Consider the following 25,008-nt stretch of genomic DNA (forward strand, 5'->3'; position numbering starts at 1 on the left):
TTTTATTCTTTTAAAATTTAAGAAGGGTTGTTGAATATACTTAGGACTCCTCTAATATGATACTCGTATTGGGAACACCATATTGAGAAATTCGTTCAATGAAGGTAACCAAATCTTTATGACCCTTAAAAAAGGCTAAGATTTGTAAGCGGTCTTCACCAGTAATTCTGTCACAGCGTTGTACTTCTTCTAAATTTATGATTTGTTTGTAAGCGGTTCTTAAGGTGCTTGATTGATGGATTTTTAGAACGATATATGCTTTGGTTGTAATGCCAAATTCTTTATAATTTAATTGTAAAGAATAACCTTGAATAATACCTTTTTCTTCCAGTTGTTTAACGCGTTTACCAACTGCAGGAGCTGATAAATCAACGCTTTTTCCAATTGTGGCGAATGCTTCACGAGCATTTTTTTGAAGCATGTCTATGATTTTAATATCAATATCATCCATTTTGAATCGAAAGTATAATTGTATTTATTGGAACTAATCAAAATTAAATATAATAAAACATTTTCGATTAATAACCAAATGATCAATTATTGATTCAGGAGTCTAACAACATCTTTAGCAAAATAACTCGCAATTACATCGGCTCCAGCTCGTTTTATGGAAGTAATTTGTTCCATCATAACGGCATCATGGTCTAGCCAACCTTTTTCGGCAGCGGCTTTTAACATGGCGTATTCACCAGAAACCTGATATACTGCAACGGGAACATCTACTGCGTTTTTAATTTCGCGAACAATGTCTAAATAGCATAAGCCTGGTTTTACCATGACAATATCAGCACCTTCGTCAATATCCATTTCGGTTTCCCGTATGGCTTCAAAACGGTTGGCATAATCCATTTGATAGGTTTTTTTGTCCTTTGGAATATCCATCATATCTACAGGGGCAGAATCTAAAGCATCTCTAAACGGACCATAAAAAGCGGAGGCATATTTAGCCGAATAACTCATAATGCCTGTGTTGATATAGCCTTCATCTTCCAAAGCTTCACGAATGGTTAAAATACGACCGTCCATCATATCGCTAGGTGCTACAAAATCGGCACCAGCTTTGGCATGAGAAATGCTCATTTCTGCTAAAACATCGGCAGTTTCATCGTTCAAAATGATGCCTTTTTCAATGATGCCATCATGTCCATAAATTGAATACGGGTCGAGAGCCACATCGGTCATTACTAACATATCAGGGCACACATTTTTTACGGTTTTAATCGCACGTTGCATGAGTCCTTTTGGGTTTAAGGCTTCTTTTCCTTTATTGTCTTTTAAGTTGTCTGGTACCTTTACAAACAGTAACACCGATTTTAAACCCATGCTCCAAAGTTCCTTAACTTCTTTTTCCAATAAATCTAAACTGTAACGATAGTAATTTGGCATGGAAGGGATTTCATCCTTCACTCCTTTTCCTTCCACTACAAAAAGGGGCACTAAAAAATCGTTTGGAGTAATGATGGTTTCTCGAACTAAACTTCTTATAGATTCGTTGGTTCTTAATCGTCTGTTTCTTCTTAAAGGATACATTGTTTTTCTATATTTGATTAAAAGATAAAAATACTAATTCTTTATATGCCCTTTAAAAAACTAGAATTTATTTTTCCTTGGCGAAGTTATCAAGAAAAATTCATAAATAATATTAATAAGCATATTGATGACAATCATTTGCACGTTGTTGCACCACCTGGTTCTGGAAAAACAATTTTAGGTATTGAAATTATAAGACAAGTTGGAAAAAGGACTTTAGTTTTGGCTCCGACTCTCACGGTTAGAAACCAGTGGGAAAACAGATTGCAAACGTTTTTTATAAAGGATGGATTATTTGTCGACTTTTCCTTTGATATAAATAACCCAAAAGGAGTCACCTTCTGTACTTACCAATCGTTACACTCATTTTTTAAAAAATTTGAAAACAAAGCAGATTATTATGCTTTTTTTGAGCGTGAAAACATTGAAGCTATCGTTTTAGACGAAGCCCATCATTTAAAAAATGAATGGTGGAAATGTTTGATTGAATTAAAACAAATAAATAGTTTAACCATCGTTGCATTAACAGCTACGCCGCCTTACGATAGTGATGCATTAGAAGTTTCAAAATATTTTAATTTATGTGGTGAAATTGATGAAGAAATTGCTGTTCCTGAACTTGTGAAGGAAGGCGATTTATGCCCTCACCAAGATTTTGTTTATTTTTCGAAACCAGAAGATAAAGAGATTAATTTCATTTTTGAATATAGAATGAGAATCTCTGATTTTCTAGATGAATTGAAGCAAAATAGAGTCTTTACAGCATTTTTAAACAATCACCGATTTTTAAAATCAACCGAAACGTGTCTGAATGAAATTTATAGTAATCCTGAATATTTTTCAGCTATTTTAATTTTTTTGAACGCTGTTAATCAAGAAATTTCCAAAGAGAAATTATACATTTTAGGTTTTGAAAAAAAGGAAAAGGTGGAGTTTCCCGTTTTTACAAATGGTTGGGCTGAGGTTTTGTTTCAAAATTTAATTGTCTCAGATAGACTTAATTTAATTAAAAATGAGTTGTTTTTAAATGATTTGGAAACGAAATTAAGACGATTAAATATATTTGAAAACAAGAAAGTGGATTTAGTTGGTGATAATCAATTGTATCGTTCATTATCCAATAGTCCAAGTAAACTTAAAAGCATTGTTGCCATTATTTCAAATGAATATAAAAATTTAAAATCCGATTTACGAGCCGTAGTTTTAACCGATTATATTAAAAAAGAGTTTAAAGCAACAGCAGATAAAGATGTTAATTTAATAGACAGACTTGGTGTTATTCCCATTTTTCAACATCTAAGAACAAATGCGATTCCTAAAAAAGAAATTGCTGTGTTAACGGGAACTTTGGTTATTATTCATAAAAGTACCATTGAAGCCTTTGAGCAGATTGAACCTTTTGAAAAACATAGTTTTATTCCTTTTGAAACCGATTTAGAATATGTAGAAATAGTTCTAAAAGTTGGTGTAAATCATTTAGTGAATACCATTACTAAATTGTTTGAATTAGGAGAAATTAAAATTCTTATTGGCACAAAATCGCTTTTAGGTGAAGGTTGGGATGCGCCTTCCATAAACACATTGGTATTGGCGTCGTTTGTTGGTTCTTATGTGTCTTCTAACCAAATGCGTGGGCGTGCTATTCGAACACAAAAAGGAAATTTACATAAAACAGGAAATATTTGGCATTTGGTGTGTTTAGACCCAACAGATTCTAAAGGAGGGAAAGATATAGAAACTTTAACTAGAAGGTTTGATGCCTTTGTAGGGGTCTCAAATTCTGAAGATGATTATATTGAAAGCGGCATTAGCAGATTGAATTTGCCAACTAATTACGCCGATGTAACTATCGAATCTTTAAATGAACAAACTTTAAGTCAATCTAAAAAGCGCGAAAATTTAAAAAATAAGTGGAAACATGCCATAGGAAAAGGCACAGGTATTTCTAGAGAAATAAAACAAAATTATCTAGGAAAAGAACCGTACGACATTGAAAAAAATCAAGTTTTTAATGATGTGGTACGCTATAGCTTTTTAGAATTATCGGTAGCCCTTTCGTTTTTTTTACCTCAATTTTTAGTGAAAAACCTCAATGTTTTATTAACTAATGGTGTTATGGCTTTCATATATTCCTTATTAACAGCTTTAGGTTTGACTTTTGGATGGAAAACTTATAAATCAATAAAAAATTATATTCAATTTGGTTTGTTGCACAAAGATTTGAATAAGATTTCAAAAGCACTTTTAGACACGATGTATGATTTAAATTTAGTATCAACCAATAAGGATAAAATTTTTCTGAGTACAGATATTTTGCCAAAAGGAGAAGTTGTATGTGCGATTAAGGGTGCAAGTGAAATGGAAAGTGCACTTTTTATAAATTCCATTCAAGAAATTATTGAACCTATTAAAAACCCGAGATACTTAATTGTTAAAACGAATTGGTTTCGAAAAAACTTTGATATTCAAAATTATTATTCAGTTCCAGAATTGTTTGGCGATAAAAAGAAACGATGCGAGGTATTTCTTAAAAACTGGAAAAATCACGTAGGAGATTCAGAAGTTTTCTATACTAGACATCTGGAAGGACGGAAAATATTATTAAAGGCAAGAATGTTTCATCTCTCAAATTCGTTTAATGAAACTACTAAAAAGGCGGTCATTTGGAATTAAGTTAAGTCTCTTATAAATTAATTGGAAACATGATTTATTTACTTAATCCTAAATAGGTCCAATGGCTGTTTTCTTTTATAAAAGCTGATTTTTCATGAATTACTTCTACTTTTCCATGCTCATAAAAATAAGCATTAAATGTAACAGTTCCTTCGGTGTCTTGTGGTTTTCCTTTTGAAGTTTCTAAAACTTCCAGTTTAATCCATTGTACAGATTTTGTCCATTTAACAATAGACTTTTTCTCTTTTATTGGTCTTGTTGATGAATGATGACTTTGCATTAAATAATCGCCATTTACTAATACAAAAGCAGAATATCTGGAACGCATTAATTGTTCTGCGGTTTGTGCTTGATGGATGTCGCGATGAATTTTTTCGCAACATTCTGAATATGGTTTTTTATTTCCGCAGTAGCAATTCATTTTATACCCAATCTTTAGGATTTTTTAATACGTCTATAAGTTTTTCTTCGTCGCTTCCAGCTTTCGGATTGTGGTCGTAAACCCATTGCACGCGCGGTGGTAAACTCATTAATATACTTTCTATACGCCCGTTGGTTTTTAGTCCGAATAAGGTGCCTTTATCATGCACTAAATTAAATTCTACATAGCGTCCACGACGAATTTCCTGCCAATTTCTTTGTTCTTTTGAATAGGGTGAATCTTTGCGTTTTTCAACAATTGGTACGTAGCATTCCAGAAAGCTATTCCCAACTTCGGTTACAAAATTGTACCAGTTTTCCATGGTCATGATTTCGGTGGCTTTGCAATAATCGAAAAACAACCCACCAATGCCTCTCCCTTCATTACGGTGTGCATTGTAGAAGTATTCGTCGCAACGTTTTTTATAAGTTTTGTAAAATTCTGGATGGTGCTTATCGCAGGCGGTTTTGCATACCGCATGAAAATGAATGGCATCATCTTCAAATAGATAATAAGGTGTTAAATCTTGTCCGCCACCAAACCATTGGTCTACAATAGCGCTGTTTTTATCATACATTTCAAAGTAGCGCCAATTGGCATGTACGGTGGGCACCATTGGGTTTTTTGGGTGCAATACTAAACTTAATCCGCAGGCAAAAAAATCGGCATCTTCAACGCCAAAGTATTTTTGCATGCTGTCTGGTAGTTTTCCGTGTACACCAGATATGTTTACGCCTCCTTTTTCAAAAACATGGCCGTTTTCTATAATACGGGTGCGTCCGCCGCCGCCTTCTGGTCGCTCCCAAATGTCTTCTTTAAAAAGGGCTTTACCATCTACAGCTTCTAATTTTGACGTGATGGTGTCTTGTAAATTTTGGATGAATGAATAGAATTTATTTTTCATAGATAAAAGTGGTTGACCCACAAGGTTTTTAGAACCTTGTGGGTCTGAAGTTTTTAAACCTACAAGGTCTTCAAGACCTTGCAGGTTAGACTTAGTGGTGTTTGTGTTTTCTAGACCTGCAAGGTTTTCAAAACCTTGTAGGTCTGATTGATGTGCTAACTCAAAATTTTTTAAATCTTCAAAAAGTGTTAGTATATAATTTCTGTTTTTAGCGATAAGATTCTTAATATCATTACCCAAAAAATAACCTTTATATGATGAAAATTTATAATCTTCAAAATGTTTAACCAATTTATGGTTTTGAGGGTTTTTATGGACGTAAAGTATTAGGTTTTTCAAATAAGTCTCATCCGTTATTTTTTTTCGTTTGAAATGTTTTTCAAACAAGCTTCCCGTTCTATTTTTTTGTTTATTAAATGCTTTTGCATAAGCATTGAAAAGGTTAGAAAAAGCCTGAATAGCGATAGAACCATCTTCAATTATTTTGACAATAAGATGAAAATGGTTATTCATTAAGCAATAAGCAATTATGTCAACCTTTTCTGTTAAATGTTTTTCAATTAGATTTAAGAAATAAGACATGTTACTTTCATTCTGAAAAATAACAGAGTTGTTTATTCCCCGATTGAAAATATGATAGTAATGGTCCTTTTCTATTTTTTCTAATATCATGTTTTTTTATTTAGACCTACAAGGTTTTGAAAACCTTGCAGGTCTTTTTCTTTCATCATTATTTTTTCAAACGCAAAATAATATAGCCCATTAATGCTGCTATAACAGAGCCAATTAAAATGCCAATTTTAGCAGAATCTATATATTTTGGGCTATCGGTAAAAGCTAAACTAGCAATAAAAATAGCCATAGTAAAACCAATACCAGCTAAAAAAGAGACTCCAACAATTTGTTGGTTGCTAATATCATCTGGAACTTCAATAAGCTTTAGCTTTCTAGCAATAAAAATGATTGAGGTTATACCAATACTTTTTCCTAATACTAAACAAATACTAATATTTATTACTAGTGCCATTTCTATATCCATATCACTATTTAATATAACACCAGAATTGGCAAGGGCGAAAAGCGGAATGATGAAATAAGCAACCCAATCGTGTAAATTGTGTTCTAAATGCTGTAGTGGCGATTGGTATTTGTTGGTCCAGTCTTCTAAATCATCAATCTGTTGAATTTGTTCTTTTGATAAAATAGGCTTTTTTGAAACAGAAGCTTGTTTAATATTATTGGTGATAGTTACTAAGTTATCAATAAACTCAGGTGTTTTGATTTTTTGACGGATTGGGACTGAAAAAGCCAGTAAAATTCCCGCTAGCGTAGGGTGGATGCCCGATTTTAAAAATAAGGTCCAAATAATAATGCCTAAAAAAATCATTATAAACTTAGAGTAATAGCCTTTGAATGATAAAACATATAAAACCACCAATAACAATAATGCCATACCCAATAAACCTAATTGAATATTACTGCTATAAAATAAGGCTATCACTAAAACAGCGCCTAAATCGTCAACAATAGCAAAAGCGGTTAAAAATATTTTAAGGCTTAGTGGCACTCGGTTTCCTAGTACTTTTAAAAGTGCTAATGAAAAGGCTATATCGGTTGCCATAGGAATGCCCCAACCTTGAAGCGTTTCGGGGTTTTTATTCAGTATAAAAAAAAATAAAACAGGAACAATAATACCTCCTAAAGCACCAAAAAGCGGAAATGCTAATTTCTTCATGGAATTGAGCTCGCCAATAAGGAATTCGCGTTTAATTTCTAAACCTATTAGGAAGAAAAATATAGCCATTAAACCATCGTTTATCCATAAAATGAGTGGTTTGTTAAGTTCGAAACTTTCAGTAGTAAATCCTACTTTATACTGCCATAGCGATTGATAACTTTCTGAAAAGGGAGAATTTGCCCATATAAGCGCCAAAATAGTCGCCAGCAATAGTAGAATACCACTAAAACTTTCAATTTTAACAAATTTTTGAAAAGGGGATAATATAATTTTTTGAACCATGTTTTATATTTAATTTTTTAATTGAAGCGCCTCAACCGTTTTTACCGAAGCTGCTGTAACCGAAAGCGGCAGCACTAAAATTACCCCAATTACAGGAATTAATAAAAACAACATAAAAACAATACCATTTCCAATAGCTAAACCACGATTTCTTTTAACAAATTGAATGCTTTCATGGTATTTAAAATGGCGCTCTAGGGTATAATCCATATTTCCAAAACCAGCGTAATACGCTTGTACTAAAAACAATAAAACTGTAGAAATAATTCCTATTATCGGTATAAAACCTAAGAGTAAAATGGGAATGGTTAACAATAATTCTAAACTTAAATTTCTGATATTTATTCTAATACCGCGCCACAGTTGCTCGGAAAAATTGGTTTTTCTATGGTTGTGTTTTAAATTGCCTGTTAAATGTGCTTCAATTTTTTCAGAAACGGGACTCATAAAAGGTGCCGATAATGCCATGATGATGTGTTTGAACAGGATAAGCCCTATAAGGATGATAAACAAACCTCCAATGATATTGCCAATGGTTGCAAAAGTGGATTTTCCCCATTCCCAAACCCAAAGTTTGGATATGTAGTATCCAATATTATCGGACAAGCCATACGCCGAAATGCCTATAAGAATTGCTGTTACAAAACTGATTAGCATAGGAATAGCAAAGAATTTCCAGAGTTTTAGTTTGGAAATTAAACTAAAGGCCCCGAAATATGCTTTTATTCCCAAAATAATATTTTTAACCATAAAGTTGGTTTGCGTTAGCGATTGAGCAATTGTTGGAGCACCTCGCAGAGTGCGACTTGCGAAAGCGCGACCCTTGTGGTAACGCCCAAAAATTAAGCTTTATACTCTTTTACTGCATCTATAAAGGCTTGGGCATTTTCTAACGGAATATTAGGTAAAATGCCATGGCCAAGGTTTACAATGTATTTGTCTTTACCAAATTCGTTAATCATTTGATGCACCATTTTCTTGATTTCGGCTGGTGGCGATAACAATCTTGTAGGATCAAAATTTCCTTGAAGCGTGATGTTACCTCCAGTTAAATAACGAGCGTTTCTTGCAGAACAGGTCCAATCTACCCCTAAAGCAGAGGCGCCAGATTTGGCCATGTCGTTTAATGCAAACCAACAACCTTTACCAAAAGCAATTACAGGTGCATCGTCTTTTAAAGCATCGATAATTTGTTGAATGTATTGCCATGAAAACTCTTGATAATCGACTGGTGAAAGCATACCTCCCCAAGAATCGAATACTTGTACCGCATTGCATCCTGCTTTTACTTTTTCTTTTAAATAAGCAATGGTGGTATCGGTTATTTTTTGAAGCAATAAATGTGCAGCTACTGGGTTTGTAAAACAAAACTCTTTAGCTTTATCAAAGGTTTTACTGCCTTGACCTTGTACGCAGTAGCATAAAATGGTCCATGGTGAACCTGCAAAACCAATTAAAGGAATCTCATCATTCAATAATTCTTTAGTGGCTTTTATGGCTTGGTAAACATAGTCCAAAGCCTCTTTAACGTCTGGTACAATAACGTTTTCTACATCTTTAGATGTGCGGATTGGGTTTGGCAAATAAGGCCCAAAATTGGGTTTCATTTGCACCTCAATATTCATGGCTTGTGGAATTACCAAAATATCGCTAAATAGAATAGCGGCATCCATACCGTAACGACGGATGGGTTGCACCGTAATTTCACTGGCAATTTCTGGGGTTTGGCAACGTGTAAAGAAATCGTATTTTTCTCTAAGCACTATAAATTCTGGTAAATAGCGACCTGCTTGACGCATCATCCAAACTGGTGGACGTTGCACGGTTTCTCCTTTTAATGCTCGTAAAAATAAATCGTTTTTTATCATTATATATTCTTGTTTCTTAGATCGTATTCTTCTTCACCCATGCAATAGTTTTCAATATCTTTATTGTTCCCGTAAACCACTAAAATGTCATTGTTTAGAATTACGGTATCGGGTGATGTACGACCAATGGTTTCTTTAACAATGGTTTTCTTTCCTATTAAATTCTTTTTTTCAACTTCCCTAATAATGGTAATTAAAGTGAGGTGGTATTTGTCTATGGAATCCAATTCTTGCAATGTTTTTCCATAAAATTCTTTTTTTGCTTTAACTTCGGAAATGGTATAATTATTATCCAACTGATAGTTTTCTAAGGTGGATTTAAAGTTGATTTGCTTTGTAAGTCTATCGGCCGAATCTTGCTCGGGATGTACAATGCTGTGTATGCCCATGGCTTCCAAAACTGTATCGTGTATGGGTGATAACGCACGACTAATAATCTTAACATTGCACAGTTTTTTAATAATGGCGGCGGTAATAATGGCAGCACCCTCGTTTTCGCCAATGGCAACAATAACTTTATCGGCATCTTTTAATGGAACCGCTTCGTAAGCCAATTCGTTTGTGGAATCCATACAAATGGCGTGCGAAATTTTATCTTTTACAAGATTTATTTTATCCATTTGTTTATCGATGGCTATCACCTCGTTGCCAGTTTCAGTAAGACTAAAACATAACGACATTCCAAAATTTCCAAGTCCGAAAACAATTATTTTCATCTTGTAAAACGTATTAGTTAATTAAAATATTTTCTTTTGGATACTCATAAAATTGGTGGTTTACTTGTCGTAATAAACCAATCATCAAGTTGAGCATTCCTATTCTACCAATAAACATAACGGCTATAATTACGTATTTGCTGGCTTCGGTAAGTGTTGGAGTAAAATTTAAGCTTAAACCAACGGTACTATAAGCCGAAAAACATTCAAAAACAACGGTTAACAGCGGTGTGTCTTTGGGTTCTAAAATTAATAAAGCCATGATTGCTATACCAATTATAATTAAGGAAATACATAAAATGGCAAAAGCTCTGGAAGTTGATTCTGCCGAAAAACGTCTTCCAAAAATTTCAATTCTACTTTTTCCTCTGGCTATGGTAAATATGTTTAACGTAGCCAATGCAAAGGTACTTGTTTTTATACCACCACCGGTTGATGCTGGTGAAGCACCAATCCACATTAAAAATATAATGAATAATAGCGAAGGCACCGTCATTTGCGTATAGTCTACCACATTAAATCCAGCGGTTCTTGGTGTTACCGAATTAAAGGCGGCATTGGTAATTTTCCCAAAAATGGTTGTATGTTCTAAAAGTGTGTTGCTATATTCTGAAATGAACAAGAAAATCCATCCAACAAACAGCAATATAATTGTGGTATAAATAACTATTTTAGAGTTAAGGGTTACAATGGGAACACTTTTATGGATTCGTTTTTTGTTGAACAATTCCAAAACATACGTTTTTAAATACTTAAAAAAGTTGAATATGATGTGATGCCCGAGTCCGCCAAAAACAATAAGGACCATGATAATCCATTGAAAGGAATAATTAAAACGGATACTTTGGTCGAACAATCCCGATGGCACTATAGAAAATCCTGCATTACAAAATGCTGAGATAGAATGAAACAAGGAAAAGAAAAACTTGTTACCTATTGTTGCATTGGTGCTAATTGAAAAATAGATGAATAATGCCCCTATAATTTCTACACCCAATGTAAAAACCACCACGTTTAGTGCCACCCTAAAAACATCTTTCAAGCCTTCCTGAGCTAAAAAATCTTTAGTATTCAAACCTTCTTTAAACGAAGAACTTCCTCTAAAGAAAAAAGCAAAGAACGATGTAAATGTTAAAATACCAATACCACCTAATTGTATCAATGTTAATATAATGGATTGCCCCATTACGGTAAAATCTGTACTGGTATCAACTACCGCTAAACCTGTAACGCATACACTACTGGTAGCTGTAAATAAGGCATTTGTAAAGTTAATTCCGTTGGTAGTGGCACTTGGTAGCATAAGTAAAAATGCACCAGCCAACGCCAAGATTAAAAAACTGCCCACAAAAACAATGGCAGGGTTAAAATACACATCGTAAATATGCCTTACCAAAACAAACAACCTTAAAAGGAAGTATAATATTAAACCACCTTCCAGAATGGGTTTGATTTTTTGTAAAATATGATGGGAATCGTGCTTGATATGAACAAGAGCAATGATAAGTGAAGTTACCAGTAAAACAGAAATAATAATCATGTTTACCAGTGCTACATTTTTACTTTTTTTGATTTTATAAACAAAAAACTTAACAGCATTGAAAAACAGTAAAAAAAATGAAAGAACTATTAAACTAGATACATGTGCCGTGGTAAAATTTTCGGCAAAATCGTAACCAAAATCAAATACAATAAAGAAAAGAACAATAATATCGAAAAAGCGATATAGATAGTTGAGTAACGATTCTCCTTTCATTATAATTTTTTATTTCACTTTAAGTAAAAAATAAAGTTTTAGGTTGAAGATTCTATACTCCTTATTTAAAACTTATAAAAAATATCTAAATAGCAAGCCAATTTAAATATAATGCTCGTTTACTAATTCAATAACACTTTCAACTGTTGGAACTTTAGAAATCCTAACATCGTTAAAGTGTTTTTTTGCTTCATTAGCGGTTGTTTCGCCAATGCAAAAAGCTATAATTTCTGCTTTGTTTTTTTGAACAAAACTTTCAACTGTTGAAGGGCTGTAAAACATAACGCTTTCAACACTGTCCGCTAGTTTTAAACCGTCATATTTGGTTTGGTAAGCTTCAACCTCAGTTACTTTTATGTTGTTTTTTTCTAGAACAGTAGGTAAATCATCCAACCTTAAATCACTACAAAAATAAGTAACCTCTGTTCCTTCCATGTATTCCACTAAATAACTGGCAAGTTTTTTAGCGTTGTTTTCAAAATGTGAAACTTTGCCTATTTTTTGTTCTACCAAGCGTTTGGTACGACGCCCTACACAATAAATATTTTTAAACTGAAGTTCGATGGGAGAAAAGTTGGTAAGTAACGCCTCCACAGCATTTTTACTGGTAATAATAACGTTTTGAATCTCGTTTTTTACGAAACGTGGATGGATTCTATTCAAGCTTATTTTGATGAAATCACTACTTTCAACCGTTACTTTTTCATGGAACAACAAACGCTGTGCTTCTGTAAACGATTTGGTTGAATACACATTTGCTTTTTTATTGGCATTTTTAATGCTGTCCATAAGGCGTTTGCCACCGCGTTCAATAACAAAATTAGCGCAGAAATTGGCAATATCGTGGTGTTCGCCTAATTTTTTTACACGTGTTACATCGATGCGTTTAGAACCATCAACACTTAGCAAAACCCCTTTAAAATTTACTTCTTCATCTTTAATGTAGGCCAAAGCGCCAATGGGTGCAGTACAACCACCTTCCAATTTGTTTAAAAATTCGCGTTCGATGGAGGTGCAAATTTCGGTTTCTTCGTGGTTAAGTCCTTTACATGCTTCAAGAACAAATTCATCTTCAGCCAAAGCGGTAATCATTATGGCACCTTGTGCTGGTGCTGGAATCATCCAATCTAAATTAATGGCTTCTTCAGGTCTAATTCCTATTCTGCCAATACCAGCGGCGGCAAAAATAGCACCGTTCCAATCTTCATTTTCCTCCAGTTTTTGTAAACGGGAATTCACATTACCTCGTAAACCAACAACGGTATGCGTTGGGAAACGGTTAAGCCATTGGGCACGCCTGCGTAAACTTCCTGTGGCAATAATGGCTTCTTTAGAGCCTAAAAACTCTTCGTTGTTTTTAAAAACCAGGGTATCGTTTACGTTGCCACGTTTTAAAACGGCTGCTTGTACAATGCCTTTTGGTAAAACGGTAGGCACATCTTTTAATGAGTGCACCGCAATATCAATATCATGGTTAAGCATGGCTATGTCCAGGGTGCGTGTAAATATGCCAGTGATACCTAATTCATAAAGGGGTTTGTCTAAAACCAAATCGCCTGTAGATTTTACAGGGACCAATTGTGTTTTATAACCTAAATTTTCGAGTAGACTTTGTACTATTTTGGCTTGCCATAACGCTAATTCGCTATCGCGGGTACCAATTCTTATAATTTTAGACATGTATTGTTGTTTCTAACTGAAACACTTTTTTTATGAGTTCCAGACTTTCATCGGTAGGAATGCCATCATCTTTTAAATGATGCGCAAAATGATTTGTAATTTTTTGTATAATGTTGTTGCTTATCAACTCAGCTTGCGCTTCGTTAAAATCACTGTTTTTTTTGCGTTGTGTATCTAGTTCCGCAGTAGCAAAATCTTGCAATTTATCTTTTAAAGCTTTTATGGTTGGTGCAAATTTACGGGTTTCCAACCAATTGTTAAATTCCGCTTTTACTTCCTCAATAATAGCTTCTGCCAGTGGAATATGCGCTTTTCTAGCTTCTAAAGTTTTATCGGTAATTTGAGATAAATGATCTAAATGTACCAGTGTTACGTTATTCAACTCTTCCACATTGGCATCCACGTTTTTTGGAATAGATAAATCTAAAATTAACAATGGTTTATGTGTTTGAATAATGTGTTTATCAATAGTAGGGCGTTGTGCACCTGTAGCAACAATTAAAATATCCGACGTTTGGATTTCTTCTTGTAAATTGGCATAATCTTTAACTACTAAATTGAATTTTCCAGCAATTTGTTCTGCTTTATCTTTCGTTCTGTTAATTAAAGTAATGTGTTCGTTTTTAGTATGTTTTACTAAATTTTCACAAGTGTTTCTTCCTATTTTTCCTGTTCCAAAAAGCAAAATATTTTTGTTTGAAACATTTTCAACGGTATTAAAAATATATTGTACAGAAGCAAAAGAAACAGATGTTGCACCCGATGAAATTTCGGTTTCATTTTTAATACGTTTACTAGCTTGAATAACCGCATTTACCAAACGTTCGGTAAAATGATTTAACAATCCAAGTTTTTTGGAAGTGCGTGCACTTATTTTTAACTGACTGATAATTTCAAAGTCACCAAGAATTTGACTGTCCAAACCAGACCCTACACGAAACATGTGTGCAATAGCATCGCTATTTTTATAAACGTAAGCTACTTTTTGAAATTCTTCAACCGTGCCACGTGTATTATCGCAAAGTAATTGGATGAGTTGGAAAGGGTGTTCTGCAAACCCATAAATTTCGGTGCGGTTACATGTAGAGGTTACTACCAAACTTTCAATATCATTGTCTTTAGCTTGGTTAAGTAGTGCTAGTTTAGCAGCTTCATCCAAACTAAAGTGCCCACGTACGTCCGCATCAGCTTTTTTGTAACTTAGGCCAATGGCATAGAAGTATTTGCTTTTAGATATATTATATTGGTGCATCAGTATCTATGTAATTCAGATAGCAAATGTATGTCTATGATTAATAAAAAAATAACGCTAGAGGAACTTTTAATAACGCTTGTGGTTTTTTAATGTATAATTTGATATTTATATGTTTTTTGTCATATTTTTGCCTGTAAATAAAGAGGTTTTTAAAAATTAATTTAGAACAAATCTAAATAATATGATTGTAAATAACGATAAAAGCTCGCAAAAAAATAACGCTGTAAGTTCTTTTGACGAAACAAAAGTAGACGATGGTTTTTTGGTTTTGGTTTATAAAAATGATGGAAGCGAAACGCAAAGTCTTCTTAAAGAAATATATAGCGATTGTATCCAATTTCATTTTTGTGTAAAGGGTTCAAGCAAATTTGTTTTTAATGAAGGGCGTTATGTGCTGAATATTTTAGAAGAAAACTCATTGTTATTGTACAACCCGCAACGTGATTTGCCAATAAACCTTCAAGTAAGTCCAAATTCTTGGATGGTTTCTGTGCTGATTTCAATTAAAAAATTTCATGGATTGTTTTCACAAGAAGCCGATTATATTTCATTTTTAAATGAAGATAACAAGGATAAAAAATATTATAAAGATGGAGGCATTACGCCTTCTATGGCCATAGTGCTTAATCAATTAATCAATTACAACCTCAATCAATCCATAAAAGATTTATATTTCAAAGGAAAAGCTTATGAACTTTTAAGTTTGTATTTTAACAGAAGCGAAGATGCCAATATTGAACAATGTCCGTTTTTGGTTGATGAAACGAATGTCATTAAAATTAGAAAAGCCAAGGATATCATAATAAACCGAATGGCAGAACCACCAAGTTTACAAGAACTTGCCGATGAAATTGGGTTAAATCTAAAAAAGCTAAAAGAAGGTTTTAAGCAAATTTATGGCGATTCGGTGTTCAGTTTTCTGTTCGATTACAAAATGGAAGTAGCTAGAAAATTGTTAGAATCGGGAGAAAATAACGTGAATGAAGTCGGATTAAAAGTGGGTTACAGTACCGCAAGCCATTTTATTGCGGCTTTTAAAAAGAAATATGGCACAACGCCCAAAAAATATTTAATGTCTTTAAGCTAAATTTCATGATGAATATTTTAATAGTCTTTGTTGTGTTTTTAACACTATCATGCAAAAGCACAAATACGCCTGTTAGCCCTGAAAAGGTTCTTGTTTTTACAAAAACAAGTGGATTTAGGCATCAATCTATCGAAACAGGCGTAAAAACCATGGAAGCATTAAGCAAACAAAATAATTTTGAAATAACACACACCGAAGATGCTACGTTGTTCACCCAAAAAAATTTAAAACAGTACCAACTGGTTATTTTTCTTAACACAACGGGCGATATTTTAAATGCTGAAGAAGAAAAAGCCTTTGAAACCTTTATTAAAAATGGGGGTAGTTTTATGGGTATTCACTCAGCTACCGATACCGAATTCGATTGGGCTTGGTACGGTAAACTTGTGGGAGCTTATTTTTTAAACCACCCAAAACAATCGAGCGCAACCATAACACGCATAAACAGCACGCATCCATCAACAAAACATTTGCAAGAAAAGTGGGTTCATTTCGACGAATGGTATAACTTTAAATCCATCAATCAAGATATTAATGTATTGTTGAATTTAGACGAATCCACTTATGAAGGCGGAAAGAATGGCGCGTTTCATCCCATAGCGTGGTATCATGAGTTTGATGGTGGACGCTCGTTTTACACAGGTTTAGGTCATACCAACGAATCGTATGCAGAGCCAGAATTTAAACAACACCTTTTAGGTGGTATTTTGTATTGTTTAAAGCGGTAATTTTAGAACAATAAAAAATTAACAGATGAAGTATTTAACCCCAGAAATTGAAGCATTATCTAAAAATGCAAACACAAAATCGCTAGTGCGTTCCAGTACTTCTTGCGGTATTTTTCAAGATTGCGATTATACTGAAGAACGCCCAAAACTATACCATCAACAAAAAATTGAAGAGAATAAAGGTTGATTTTGAAAGTAGACCTCACAGGTTTTTAAAACCTGTGAGGTCTGAGAAACAATAAATTTATAAATGAAAAAAGGAATTTTACTAGTAAACCTTGGCTCACCCGATAGCCCAACCCCAAAAGACGTAAAAAAATATTTAGGCGAATTTTTAATGGATGAGCGCGTTATCGATATTCCATTGATAGCTAGAACAGCGCTTGTAAAAGGCATTATATTAAAAACACGCCCAAAACAATCGGCGGCGGCTTATAAAAAAATATGGTGGGAGGAAGGTTCTCCTTTAATTGTTCTTTCTGAAAGGCTTCAAAAGAAAATACAGAAACAGGTTGAAACGCCTGTGGCTCTAGCCATGCGTTATGGCAGTATGACCATTAAAAAAGGGCTTCAAGAATTGGTAGATAAAGGTGTTGATGAGCTGTTGCTGTTTCCGCTATATCCACAATTTGCCATGGCAACTACCGAAACCATTACAGTTTTAGCCGAGGAACTTCGCCAGCAATATTTTCCTAATTTAAAAATTGAATCGGTGCCTGCGTTTTACAACAAACCCGATTATATTGAAGTGCTTTCAGATTCCATAAAAAAACATTTGGAGGGTAAGAATTACGAACATCTATTATTTTCATATCATGGGGTTCCAGAACGGCATATTCGAAAAAGCGATGTTACAAAATCGCATTGTAAAATAGATGGTAGTTGTTGTGCAACACCAAGTAAGGCACATGAGTTTTGTTACCGCCACCAATGTTTAGAGGTTACAAGATTGGTGGCCGAAAAACTTCAATTAAAGGAAGGTTCGTATTCAACATCCTTCCAATCCCGTTTAGGATTTGACCCGTGGTTACAACCTTATACCGATAGAACCATCGAGCGGTTAGGTAAAAAAGGCCTTAAAAGTATGGCCATTGTTACCCCAGCATTTGTAAGCGACTGTTTGGAAACGCTCGAAGAAATAGCCATGGAAGGTCAGGAAATTTTCCATGAAATGGGCGGAAAGGATTTTACAACCGTACCTTGCTTAAATGATGATGATGCATGGGTAGCCTTACTTTCAAAATGGATCAATCATTGGGCAACTGCTGAAACAATAAAAGTGTAATGGCAAAAGTATCATCACAAGATTTAGGCTCGCAACCCATCGGAAAAATTTTGATCAAGCAAGCAGTTCCGGCATCTATTGGTATTTTGGTGATGTCGCTAAACATTTTGGTTGATACTATTTTTGTTGGGCATTGGATAGGCTCTACAGCCATAGCGGCCATCAATGTGGTGTTGCCTGTATCGTTTTTTATAGCAGCTTTGGGTATGGCCATTGGTATAGGTGGTTCTTCTATAATCTCTAGGGCATTGGGCTCTGGAAGTAAAGATAAAGCGCTTAAAACCTTTGGGAATCAAATTACGCTTACTTTATTGCTTACCGTTTCTTTAGTAGTTATCGGACTGTTTTTTTCAGATGCTATCATCCTATCGTTTGGTGGAAAAGGTGCTATTTTTGAACCTGCAAAAATTTACTATACCATTGTGTTGTATGGCGTGCCGTTTTTGGCATTGAGCATGATGGGGAATACGGTAATTAGGGCAGAAGGGAAGCCTAAATTTGCCATGTATGCTATGATGATCCCATCGGTAAGCAACTTACTTTTAGATTATATTTTTATAAATGTATTGGACTTTGGAATGGAAGGTGCTGCTTGGGCAACCTCCATTTCGTATATCATTTGTTTCGTTTTTATTTTTTGGTTTTTCCTTTCTAAAAACTCCGAATTAAAAATTAACGCTTTGCATTTTGGGTTAAGTCCGTCTATAGTTTTAGAAATAGCATCCTTAGGATTTGTAACCTTGGCACGACAAGCTGTAGTGAGTATTACCTATTTGTTTATGAATAATATTTTGTTCGATTTAGGTGGCGAAATCTCTGTAACAGCTTACGCCATTGTGGGGCGTATGCTCATGTTTGCCATGTTTCCGGTTTTGGGTATTACACAAGGTTTTTTGCCCATTGCAGGGTTTAACTATGGGGCTCAAAATTATCATAGGGTGCGTCAAAGCATCAATATTGCCATAAAATATGCAACCATATTATCAACCTGCATATTCATTATTTTAATGTTTTTTCCTGAAGCCATTACCCGTATGTTTACTACCGATATAGAGGTTATAAAACAAACACCAAATGATATGCGTTGGGTATTTGCCGCTACCCCAATTATAGCCATACAGCTTATTGGTGCAGCCTATTTTCAGTCTATTGGGAAAGCAATTCCTGCCTTGTTATTAACTTTAACGCGTCAAGGGTTTTTCTTTATCCCGTTAATTTTAATATTGCCAAAATTTTATGGCGAATTAGGAGTGTGGATATCCTTCCCCATTTCCGATGTACTTTCAACCATAGTAACCGCTTATTTTTTAAATAGAGAAGTAAAAACCACTTTAATCAATCAACCCGTTTAGTTATGGAGTATTACAACTACATAAAATCGTTTCATCTTATTTTTGTAATTACTTGGTTTGCAGGTTTGTTTTACATTCCACGGTTGTTTGTGTACCAAATTGAAGCGTTCCATAAGCCATCACCCGATAAAGAAATTCTAGGGAAACAGCTTAAACTTATGGCAAAACGTTTGTGGTTTATCATCACATGGCCATCGGCTATTTTAGCTACCATTTTTGCCATATGGTTGCTCGTTTTACAACCGTTTTGGTTACAACAACCTTGGATGCACGTAAAATTAGCATTCGTTTTATTGCTTATCATTTATCACCTAAAAACGCATCAATACTACAAGCAACTTCAAAATGATGTGGTAAAAAAAACATCCAGTTTTATGCGTATTTGGAATGAAGGCGCTACGTTTATCCTATTTGCCGTTGTGTTTTTGGTCATTTTAAAAAGTGCCATCAATTGGGTTTGGGGCGTTGTGGGCATTATTGTTTTGGGGGTTTTAATCATGTTAGGGTTTAAGGTTTATAAAAACATCCGAAGTAAAAATCCAGAAGCCTAATTGAAAATCCAATTTTTAAGCACTAAAATCCAATAATGACGCTTGGAATTTGGATTTTATTTATTTGAAATTTTCCCTTGTGGATTTTGGTTTGATTATTGCTATATTTAGAGCATCATTCACAACATGAAACTAAGAAAACTCTCTTTACGAACCCGCATTTTTTTAGCTATGATACTCTTGGTATTATTGGCATCCGTACTTATTTCGGCGGTAGCCATTTACCAATACAACGAACAAAGTGGCGATTACCATAAAGAGCGTTTAGAACGTAAAGAAGAGAACATTCAAACCCATTTAAGACGGGTTTTAAACGGTAGGCAAAACACTTGGGAAGTAAAAACGGAAAACATCCCCATCATTTTTAAAGAAGAAGTTTATAACATTGCCGATATCCATAAACTTCAAATTAATTTATACGATTTAGAAGGCTCTTTATTGATTTCTTCAAAAGCAGGTTTGCAAAATAATGTAGCAGACCAATGTATAGATGCCGAAATTTTAAATGCCCTATCCCATACAGCACACCACCGATATGTTTTTAAGCGAGTAGAAAATGGTGAAACCTTTCAATCATCTTACACTTACCTTGTAGACCAAAAATCTAAATCCATTGCCATATTAAATTTACCCTATTTAGAAAAGGACGATTTTTTAACCAAAGAGCTTTTGGAATTTTTAAAACGTATCGCCTTTGCCTTTATGTTTGTGTTGCTTATGGCCATTGCAATTGCGTTTTTATTATCTAAATACATTACAAAATCGTTAAAAGCCATTAGTGATAAAATCAATACCACCCGACTTGAAAAAAGCAACCAAAAAATTATAGTAAACGATACCAGTGAAGAAATTTCAACGCTAGTGAGTTCGTATAACAGTATGATTGACGAACTGGAGGAAAGTGCCATACAATTGGCACGAAGTGAGCGCGAACAGGCTTGGAGGGAAATGGCAAAACAAGTAGCGCATGAAATTAAAAACCCCTTAACTCCCATGCGATTAACGGTTCAAAACTTCCAACGGAAATTTGATCCTCAAGATGAAAATATCCATTCCAAACTAGATGAATACAGTAAAACGTTAATTCAGCAAATAGATACCATGAGTTCTATAGCATCGGCATTTTCAAATTTTGCAAATATGCCGGCGCAACAAAACGAAACTTTAAATGTGGTCAATATTGTAAGGCTTGCTTTAGAGATATTTAATGAAGATTACATCGATTTTTCAGCGGAGAAAGAAGAAATTATAGCTAAATTAGACCGAACCCAATTAATACGTGTGGTTACCAATTTGGTTAAAAATGCTATTCAATCTATACCAGATACTATAACCCCAAAAATAAGCATTAATGTATCTACCGATGCTAAGGATGTGATTATTACGGTGGCAGATAATGGTTCAGGTATTTTAGAAGAAAACGTAGATAAGGTTTTCGAACCCAAATTCACCACCAAAACCAGTGGTATGGGACTTGGTTTAGCCATGGTTAAAAACATGGTAGAAACCTATAAAGGCACCATTACATTTACAACGGAAAAAGATAAAGGTACCGTGTTTACAGTAACCTTTCCTAAGGAATAAAATGAGTCTGTCTGAAAAGTGCAGTTCTATGTCATATTGAGCTTGTCGAAATATTTCAACTCATTGATAATCAATGTCGGTTTCGACAAGTTCAACCTGACAAATAAAACATTAAACACTTTTCAGACAGCCTCATCTAAATAATATAACAATGGCATACAAAAATATTTTAGTAGAAGAAAACAATGGTATCACTACCATAACCATTAACCGTCCGAACAAATTAAACGCTTTAAACAAAGAAACGATTGAAGAATTGCACGAAGCTTTTAACGATGAGGAAGAAGATGACGACACTAAAGTTGTTATTTTAACCGGAAGCGGCGAAAAAGCCTTTGTTGCCGGTGCCGATATTAGCGAATTTGCCGATTTTAATGTAAATGAAGGCACAAAACTGGCAGCTAAAGGTCAAGAAATGCTGTTTGATTTTGTTGAAAATCTATCAAAACCCGTAATTGCTGCTGTAAATGGTTTTGCGCTTGGCGGTGGCTTGGAATTGGCCATGGCATGCCATTTTAGGGTAGCGAGCGATAATGCTAAAATGGGACTTCCAGAAGTGTCGCTTGGGGTGATTCCCGGGTATGGAGGTACACAGCGTTTGCCTCAATTAATTGGTAAAGGTCGCGCCATGGAAATGATTATGACCGCGAGTATGATTGACGCTAACCAAGCCTTAAATTATGGCTTGGTAAACCACGTAGTACCACAAGAGGAATTGCTTCCGCTTTGCGAAAAAATAGCGAATAAAATCTCAAATAATTCGTTGGTTGCCATAAGTTCTGCTATTCGAGCTATTAACGCCTATTTTGAAGATGGTGTTAATGGTTATGATGTTGAAATAGAAGAATTTGGTAGCTGTTTTGGCACTGATGATTTTACTGAGGGTACTACCGCTTTTTTACAAAAAAGGAAGGCTAATTTTCCTGGGAGGTAGGCTAGAACTAAGAGGTAATTTTAATTGATGCAGGAAAATGTTTTTATTTATAATAATATTTTCCGTTATGTAAAACCTCATATTTAGCTTGTTCGTCATAGGAAACACTCTGTACTTCAATAATCATTTTAGAAGATTTAAAAATAATATTTTCAATAATATCACTTTCTCCACTAGGAAAAGTTAGTTTAAGTTGATTTCCATTTACAATTTCCCATTCCCAAGTATCTGTTCCATCTTCAGGTAGAGTAACAGAACCTGTTCCATTACTATTAAACTTAATAATTTCTCCCTTAACAGCTAGATTTATGTCAGTTTCTATATCGGTTTTATTGTAATTTGAATTACCAGCGTCTATTATGTTTAGCATTTCATAGTGGTCAAATGTCCAAGGGCTTCCTTGAATTAATAACTCTTCCATTGTTGACTTAGGTTCATCATTATTGTCAGATGAGCAAGAAAAAATAGTTAGTGTTATTAAAAGACCTATAAATAAATTCAGTTTTTTCATAATAGAAATTTATTTTTTTAAATTATAATCAACAAGAAATAATAATAATCCTACTCATGAAAAATACTAGACTTCCCTTTTTTCTTTCTGTAAATTTTAATTGAAATAATAATAACCCAAATGACAAATAAACTTAAAAAGAAGTAAGTAGCCAACACGTAGCCGTATCTGTATTTTGGTGCTTTCCCTAAATATTGGCTAATATCGTTCTCGGTATTTATTTTAACGGAGTTGAAAAGTTCGGTTTTAACGTCGGCATTAAACTGCGTGTCGCTGGCATAGAAAAACGTGTATAAATTTTTGTTTAATAAGTAAAATTCAGCTTCGTAGGTAGGGGTTCCTAAATCGTTTTCAAATTTCAAATTATAACCCGTAAAACCATCTTTTTTTACAAGTGTCGTGTTTTTTAAATAATAAGGCACTCTATAGCGCATTCTAGCGATAACACGTTCATATTCATCTATTAAACTTGCATAATCGTAAGGCAACCTAGAAAGACTTGTTTTTTGGTCTTCATTTTCAAAAAGCACTCTTTGCGCAATAAAATCGTAAGTATCGGTTTTAAACCTAATTTGGCGTATTTGTACACCATCTACAATTGTATCAGATTCCACGAAATTTTTTGGAACATCCAAACTAACCACATCATCTAATTTATATGAGAGCATCTCTCTGTTTTGAGCGGTTAAAGTACTGGTAATTAAAACGAAAAGTAATATATAAAGCTTTTTCATAATGGTTTGTTTCTTAAAATCCCTTAATAAAGTTTAAAAAATTTGAACAAGTCTAAAATATGCATTTTTTTAACTCCATAGACAATTTAACACATATTTGATAAAACATTATGGAATCTGTTTTTAAGATCGAATTTGTGCTTATAAACTAAATGGATTTTTTTCTTTTATAAAGATAAGTTTTCTTTCAATACCTTACTTTGTTAATAACCCATAGTTGTTTTAACAGTTTTCAGTAAAAATTATAAGTAATTTTAAAGTGCTACTTTCTGCATACAATCTTTATTTTTATTAAAAATGGACTCAAAATCTACCATAAAAGGCCGTGGCGCCCAGCTTAATGTACCCAATAAATTCTTCGAATTAAGCCACGAAATGCGTGATGATTTTTTAGAATTCTGCCATAAGGAAGGAGAAGAAAGCGATAAAAACAAAACACTTTATCTAGAGGTGTTTCCTAAAACCATAGTCAATAAAGTTGAAAGTCCAGATATTGGTATGGCCTATTCCATGAATACCTACCAAGGTTGCGAACATGGATGTATTTATTGTTATGCGCGTAATAGTCACGAATTTTGGGGTTACAGTGCTGGTTTGGACTTTGAGCGTCGCATTATGGTGAAAAAAGATGCGCCAAAACTTTTAGAAGCCTTATTGAAAAAGAAAAGTTGGCAAGCGCATCCCATTGTAATGTCTGGTAATACCGATTGTTACCAACCTGCCGAAAAGCAATTTGAAATTACCAGACAATGTTTGGAAGTATTTTTAAAATATAAACACCCCGTTGCTATTATTACAAAGAATGCTTTGATTTTGAGGGACTTGGATGTTTTAAAAGAACTTTCAAAAGACAATTTAATAGGGGTTAATGTATCAATTACTTCCCTATCAGAAGAAACCAGACGTGTTTTAGAACCTAGAACTGCTACTATAAAAAGGCGTTTGGAAACCGTAAAAACTTTAAGTGAAAATGGCATTCCTGTAAATGTGATGTTGGCGCCCATAATACCATCTATAAACAGTCATGAAATATTGCCTTTGGCAAAAGCAGCTTCTGAAAATGGTGCTTTAGGCATAGCGCATACTATTGTAAGACTTAATGGTGCCATTGGGGAAATTTTTGCCGATTGGATACATAAAACCATGCCCGATAGAGCAGAAAAAGTGCTGCATCAAATAGAAAGTTGCCACGGCGGAACTTTAAACGATAGTCGTTACGGAACCAGAATGCGTGGTGAAGGTAAAATAGCCGAACAAATAAATAATCTTGTAAAACTGGCAAGACAAAAATATTTTAAAGATAAGGTGATGCCTAAGTTAAACACCAAATTGCATGAGCAGTTTAAAGATGGGCAGTTAAAACTATTTTAAATAAAAAAAAGTGAGCAAAATGCCCACTCTTTTTAAAAAATAATTAGG

General features: G+C 34.2%; 23 protein-coding genes. 10 read left to right on the forward strand and 13 right to left on the reverse strand.

Annotation, left to right across the window (positions count from 1 at the left end; translation table 11 throughout):
• Positions 1–40: 40 nt before the first annotated feature.
• Entirely contained in the window at positions 41–451 is a 411-nt protein-coding gene (locus ACGK9U_RS02440) for an Lrp/AsnC family transcriptional regulator (protein ID WP_394464774.1), read from the reverse strand.
• An 86-nt stretch (positions 452–537) separates the two neighbouring features.
• Positions 538–1,530, reverse strand: a complete 993-nt coding sequence (gene hemB / locus ACGK9U_RS02445; protein WP_394464775.1) for a porphobilinogen synthase — start codon at positions 1,528–1,530, stop codon at positions 538–540.
• Positions 1,531–1,575: 45 nt separating this feature from the next.
• On the opposite strand from hemB, the gene ACGK9U_RS02450 reads away from it, so the two are divergent.
• The gene (locus ACGK9U_RS02450; protein WP_394464776.1) at positions 1,576–4,203 is read left to right on the forward strand and encodes a DEAD/DEAH box helicase family protein; all 2,628 of its coding nucleotides are present in this window, start codon (positions 1,576–1,578) and stop codon (positions 4,201–4,203) included.
• A gap of 34 nt (positions 4,204–4,237) precedes the next feature.
• Here the strand turns inward: ACGK9U_RS02450 and ACGK9U_RS02455 are convergent, their stop codons facing one another.
• From ACGK9U_RS02455 to hemA, 9 genes are all read right to left on the reverse strand, one after another.
• Positions 4,238–4,624 carry a YchJ family protein gene (locus tag ACGK9U_RS02455; protein ID WP_394464777.1) on the reverse strand — a complete coding sequence of 129 codons (387 nt, stop codon included), beginning with the start codon at positions 4,622–4,624 and terminating at the stop codon, positions 4,238–4,240.
• A 1-nt stretch (position 4,625) separates the two neighbouring features.
• Positions 4,626–5,528, reverse strand: a complete 903-nt coding sequence (gene hemF / locus ACGK9U_RS02460; RefSeq protein ID WP_394464856.1) for an oxygen-dependent coproporphyrinogen oxidase — start codon at positions 5,526–5,528, stop codon at positions 4,626–4,628.
• Positions 5,529–6,258: 730 nt separating this feature from the next.
• A complete protein-coding gene (gene nhaA, locus ACGK9U_RS02465; protein ID WP_394464778.1) occupies positions 6,259–7,548 on the reverse strand; it encodes a Na+/H+ antiporter NhaA in 1,290 nt (429 codons plus the stop codon).
• Positions 7,549–7,557: 9 nt separating this feature from the next.
• The gene (locus ACGK9U_RS02470) at positions 7,558–8,298 is read right to left on the reverse strand and encodes an EI24 domain-containing protein (RefSeq protein ID WP_394464779.1); all 741 of its coding nucleotides are present in this window, start codon (positions 8,296–8,298) and stop codon (positions 7,558–7,560) included.
• A 92-nt stretch (positions 8,299–8,390) separates the two neighbouring features.
• Positions 8,391–9,416 (reverse strand): uroporphyrinogen decarboxylase, encoded by a 1,026-nt coding sequence (hemE, locus tag ACGK9U_RS02475; protein ID WP_394464780.1) that lies wholly within the window; start codon positions 9,414–9,416, stop codon positions 8,391–8,393.
• The gene (locus ACGK9U_RS02480; protein ID WP_394464781.1) at positions 9,416–10,132 is read right to left on the reverse strand and encodes a potassium channel family protein; all 717 of its coding nucleotides are present in this window, start codon (positions 10,130–10,132) and stop codon (positions 9,416–9,418) included. The genes hemE and ACGK9U_RS02480 overlap by 1 nt, the downstream gene beginning before the upstream one ends.
• A 13-nt stretch (positions 10,133–10,145) precedes the next feature.
• Positions 10,146–11,888 (reverse strand): TrkH family potassium uptake protein, encoded by a 1,743-nt coding sequence (locus ACGK9U_RS02485; protein WP_394464782.1) that lies wholly within the window; start codon positions 11,886–11,888, stop codon positions 10,146–10,148.
• A gap of 102 nt (positions 11,889–11,990) precedes the next feature.
• Positions 11,991–13,568: a hydroxymethylbilane synthase gene (hemC, locus tag ACGK9U_RS02490; protein WP_394464783.1), complete on the reverse strand. Its 1,578-nt coding sequence runs from the start codon at positions 13,566–13,568 to the stop codon at positions 11,991–11,993.
• On the reverse strand, positions 13,561–14,820 hold the full coding sequence (gene hemA, locus ACGK9U_RS02495; RefSeq protein ID WP_394464784.1) for a glutamyl-tRNA reductase: 1,260 nt from the start codon (positions 14,818–14,820) through the stop codon (positions 13,561–13,563). Before hemA ends, hemC begins: the two co-directional genes overlap by 8 nt.
• A 184-nt stretch (positions 14,821–15,004) precedes the next feature.
• Between hemA and ACGK9U_RS02500 the strand changes: the two genes are divergently transcribed.
• The 8 genes from ACGK9U_RS02500 (at position 15,005) to ACGK9U_RS02535 (ending at position 22,344) form a co-directional block, all read left to right on the forward strand.
• Entirely contained in the window at positions 15,005–15,910 is a 906-nt protein-coding gene (locus tag ACGK9U_RS02500; RefSeq protein ID WP_394464785.1) for a helix-turn-helix transcriptional regulator, read from the forward strand.
• 5 nt (positions 15,911–15,915) lie between these two features.
• A complete protein-coding gene (locus tag ACGK9U_RS02505) occupies positions 15,916–16,638 on the forward strand; it encodes a ThuA domain-containing protein (protein ID WP_394464787.1) in 723 nt (240 codons plus the stop codon).
• Between the two features lie 25 nt (positions 16,639–16,663).
• Positions 16,664–16,825 (forward strand): hypothetical protein, encoded by a 162-nt coding sequence (locus ACGK9U_RS02510; RefSeq protein ID WP_209652542.1) that lies wholly within the window; start codon positions 16,664–16,666, stop codon positions 16,823–16,825.
• 63 nt (positions 16,826–16,888) lie between these two features.
• Complete coding sequence (hemH, locus tag ACGK9U_RS02515) at positions 16,889–17,923, forward strand: ferrochelatase (protein WP_394464788.1); 1,035 nt, start codon at positions 16,889–16,891, stop codon at positions 17,921–17,923.
• Positions 17,923–19,275 (forward strand): MATE family efflux transporter, encoded by a 1,353-nt coding sequence (locus tag ACGK9U_RS02520; RefSeq protein ID WP_394464789.1) that lies wholly within the window; start codon positions 17,923–17,925, stop codon positions 19,273–19,275. The genes hemH and ACGK9U_RS02520 overlap by 1 nt, the downstream gene beginning before the upstream one ends.
• Positions 19,276–19,277: 2 nt before the next feature.
• Complete coding sequence (locus ACGK9U_RS02525; protein ID WP_394464790.1) at positions 19,278–19,826, forward strand: CopD family protein; 549 nt, start codon at positions 19,278–19,280, stop codon at positions 19,824–19,826.
• A gap of 126 nt (positions 19,827–19,952) precedes the next feature.
• The gene (locus ACGK9U_RS02530) at positions 19,953–21,410 is read left to right on the forward strand and encodes an ATP-binding protein (RefSeq protein WP_394464791.1); all 1,458 of its coding nucleotides are present in this window, start codon (positions 19,953–19,955) and stop codon (positions 21,408–21,410) included.
• Between the two features lie 151 nt (positions 21,411–21,561).
• A complete protein-coding gene (locus ACGK9U_RS02535; RefSeq protein ID WP_394464793.1) occupies positions 21,562–22,344 on the forward strand; it encodes an enoyl-CoA hydratase/isomerase family protein in 783 nt (260 codons plus the stop codon).
• Between the two features lie 43 nt (positions 22,345–22,387).
• Here ACGK9U_RS02535 and ACGK9U_RS02540 read toward each other — a convergent pair whose 3' ends face one another.
• Positions 22,388–22,765: a hypothetical protein gene (locus tag ACGK9U_RS02540; RefSeq protein WP_394464794.1), complete on the reverse strand. Its 378-nt coding sequence runs from the start codon at positions 22,763–22,765 to the stop codon at positions 22,388–22,390.
• A 140-nt stretch (positions 22,766–22,905) separates the two neighbouring features.
• Entirely contained in the window at positions 22,906–23,589 is a 684-nt protein-coding gene (locus ACGK9U_RS02545) for a hypothetical protein (RefSeq protein ID WP_394464795.1), read from the reverse strand.
• Between the two features lie 297 nt (positions 23,590–23,886).
• On the opposite strand from ACGK9U_RS02545, the gene ACGK9U_RS02550 reads away from it, so the two are divergent.
• Positions 23,887–24,960, forward strand: a complete 1,074-nt coding sequence (locus tag ACGK9U_RS02550; RefSeq protein ID WP_394464796.1) for a PA0069 family radical SAM protein — start codon at positions 23,887–23,889, stop codon at positions 24,958–24,960.
• The last annotated feature ends 48 nt before the right edge of the window (positions 24,961–25,008 follow it).

The organism is Mariniflexile sp. HNIBRBA6329, from assembly GCF_043558645.1.
In the GTDB taxonomy this organism is placed as follows: domain Bacteria; phylum Bacteroidota; class Bacteroidia; order Flavobacteriales; family Flavobacteriaceae; genus Mariniflexile.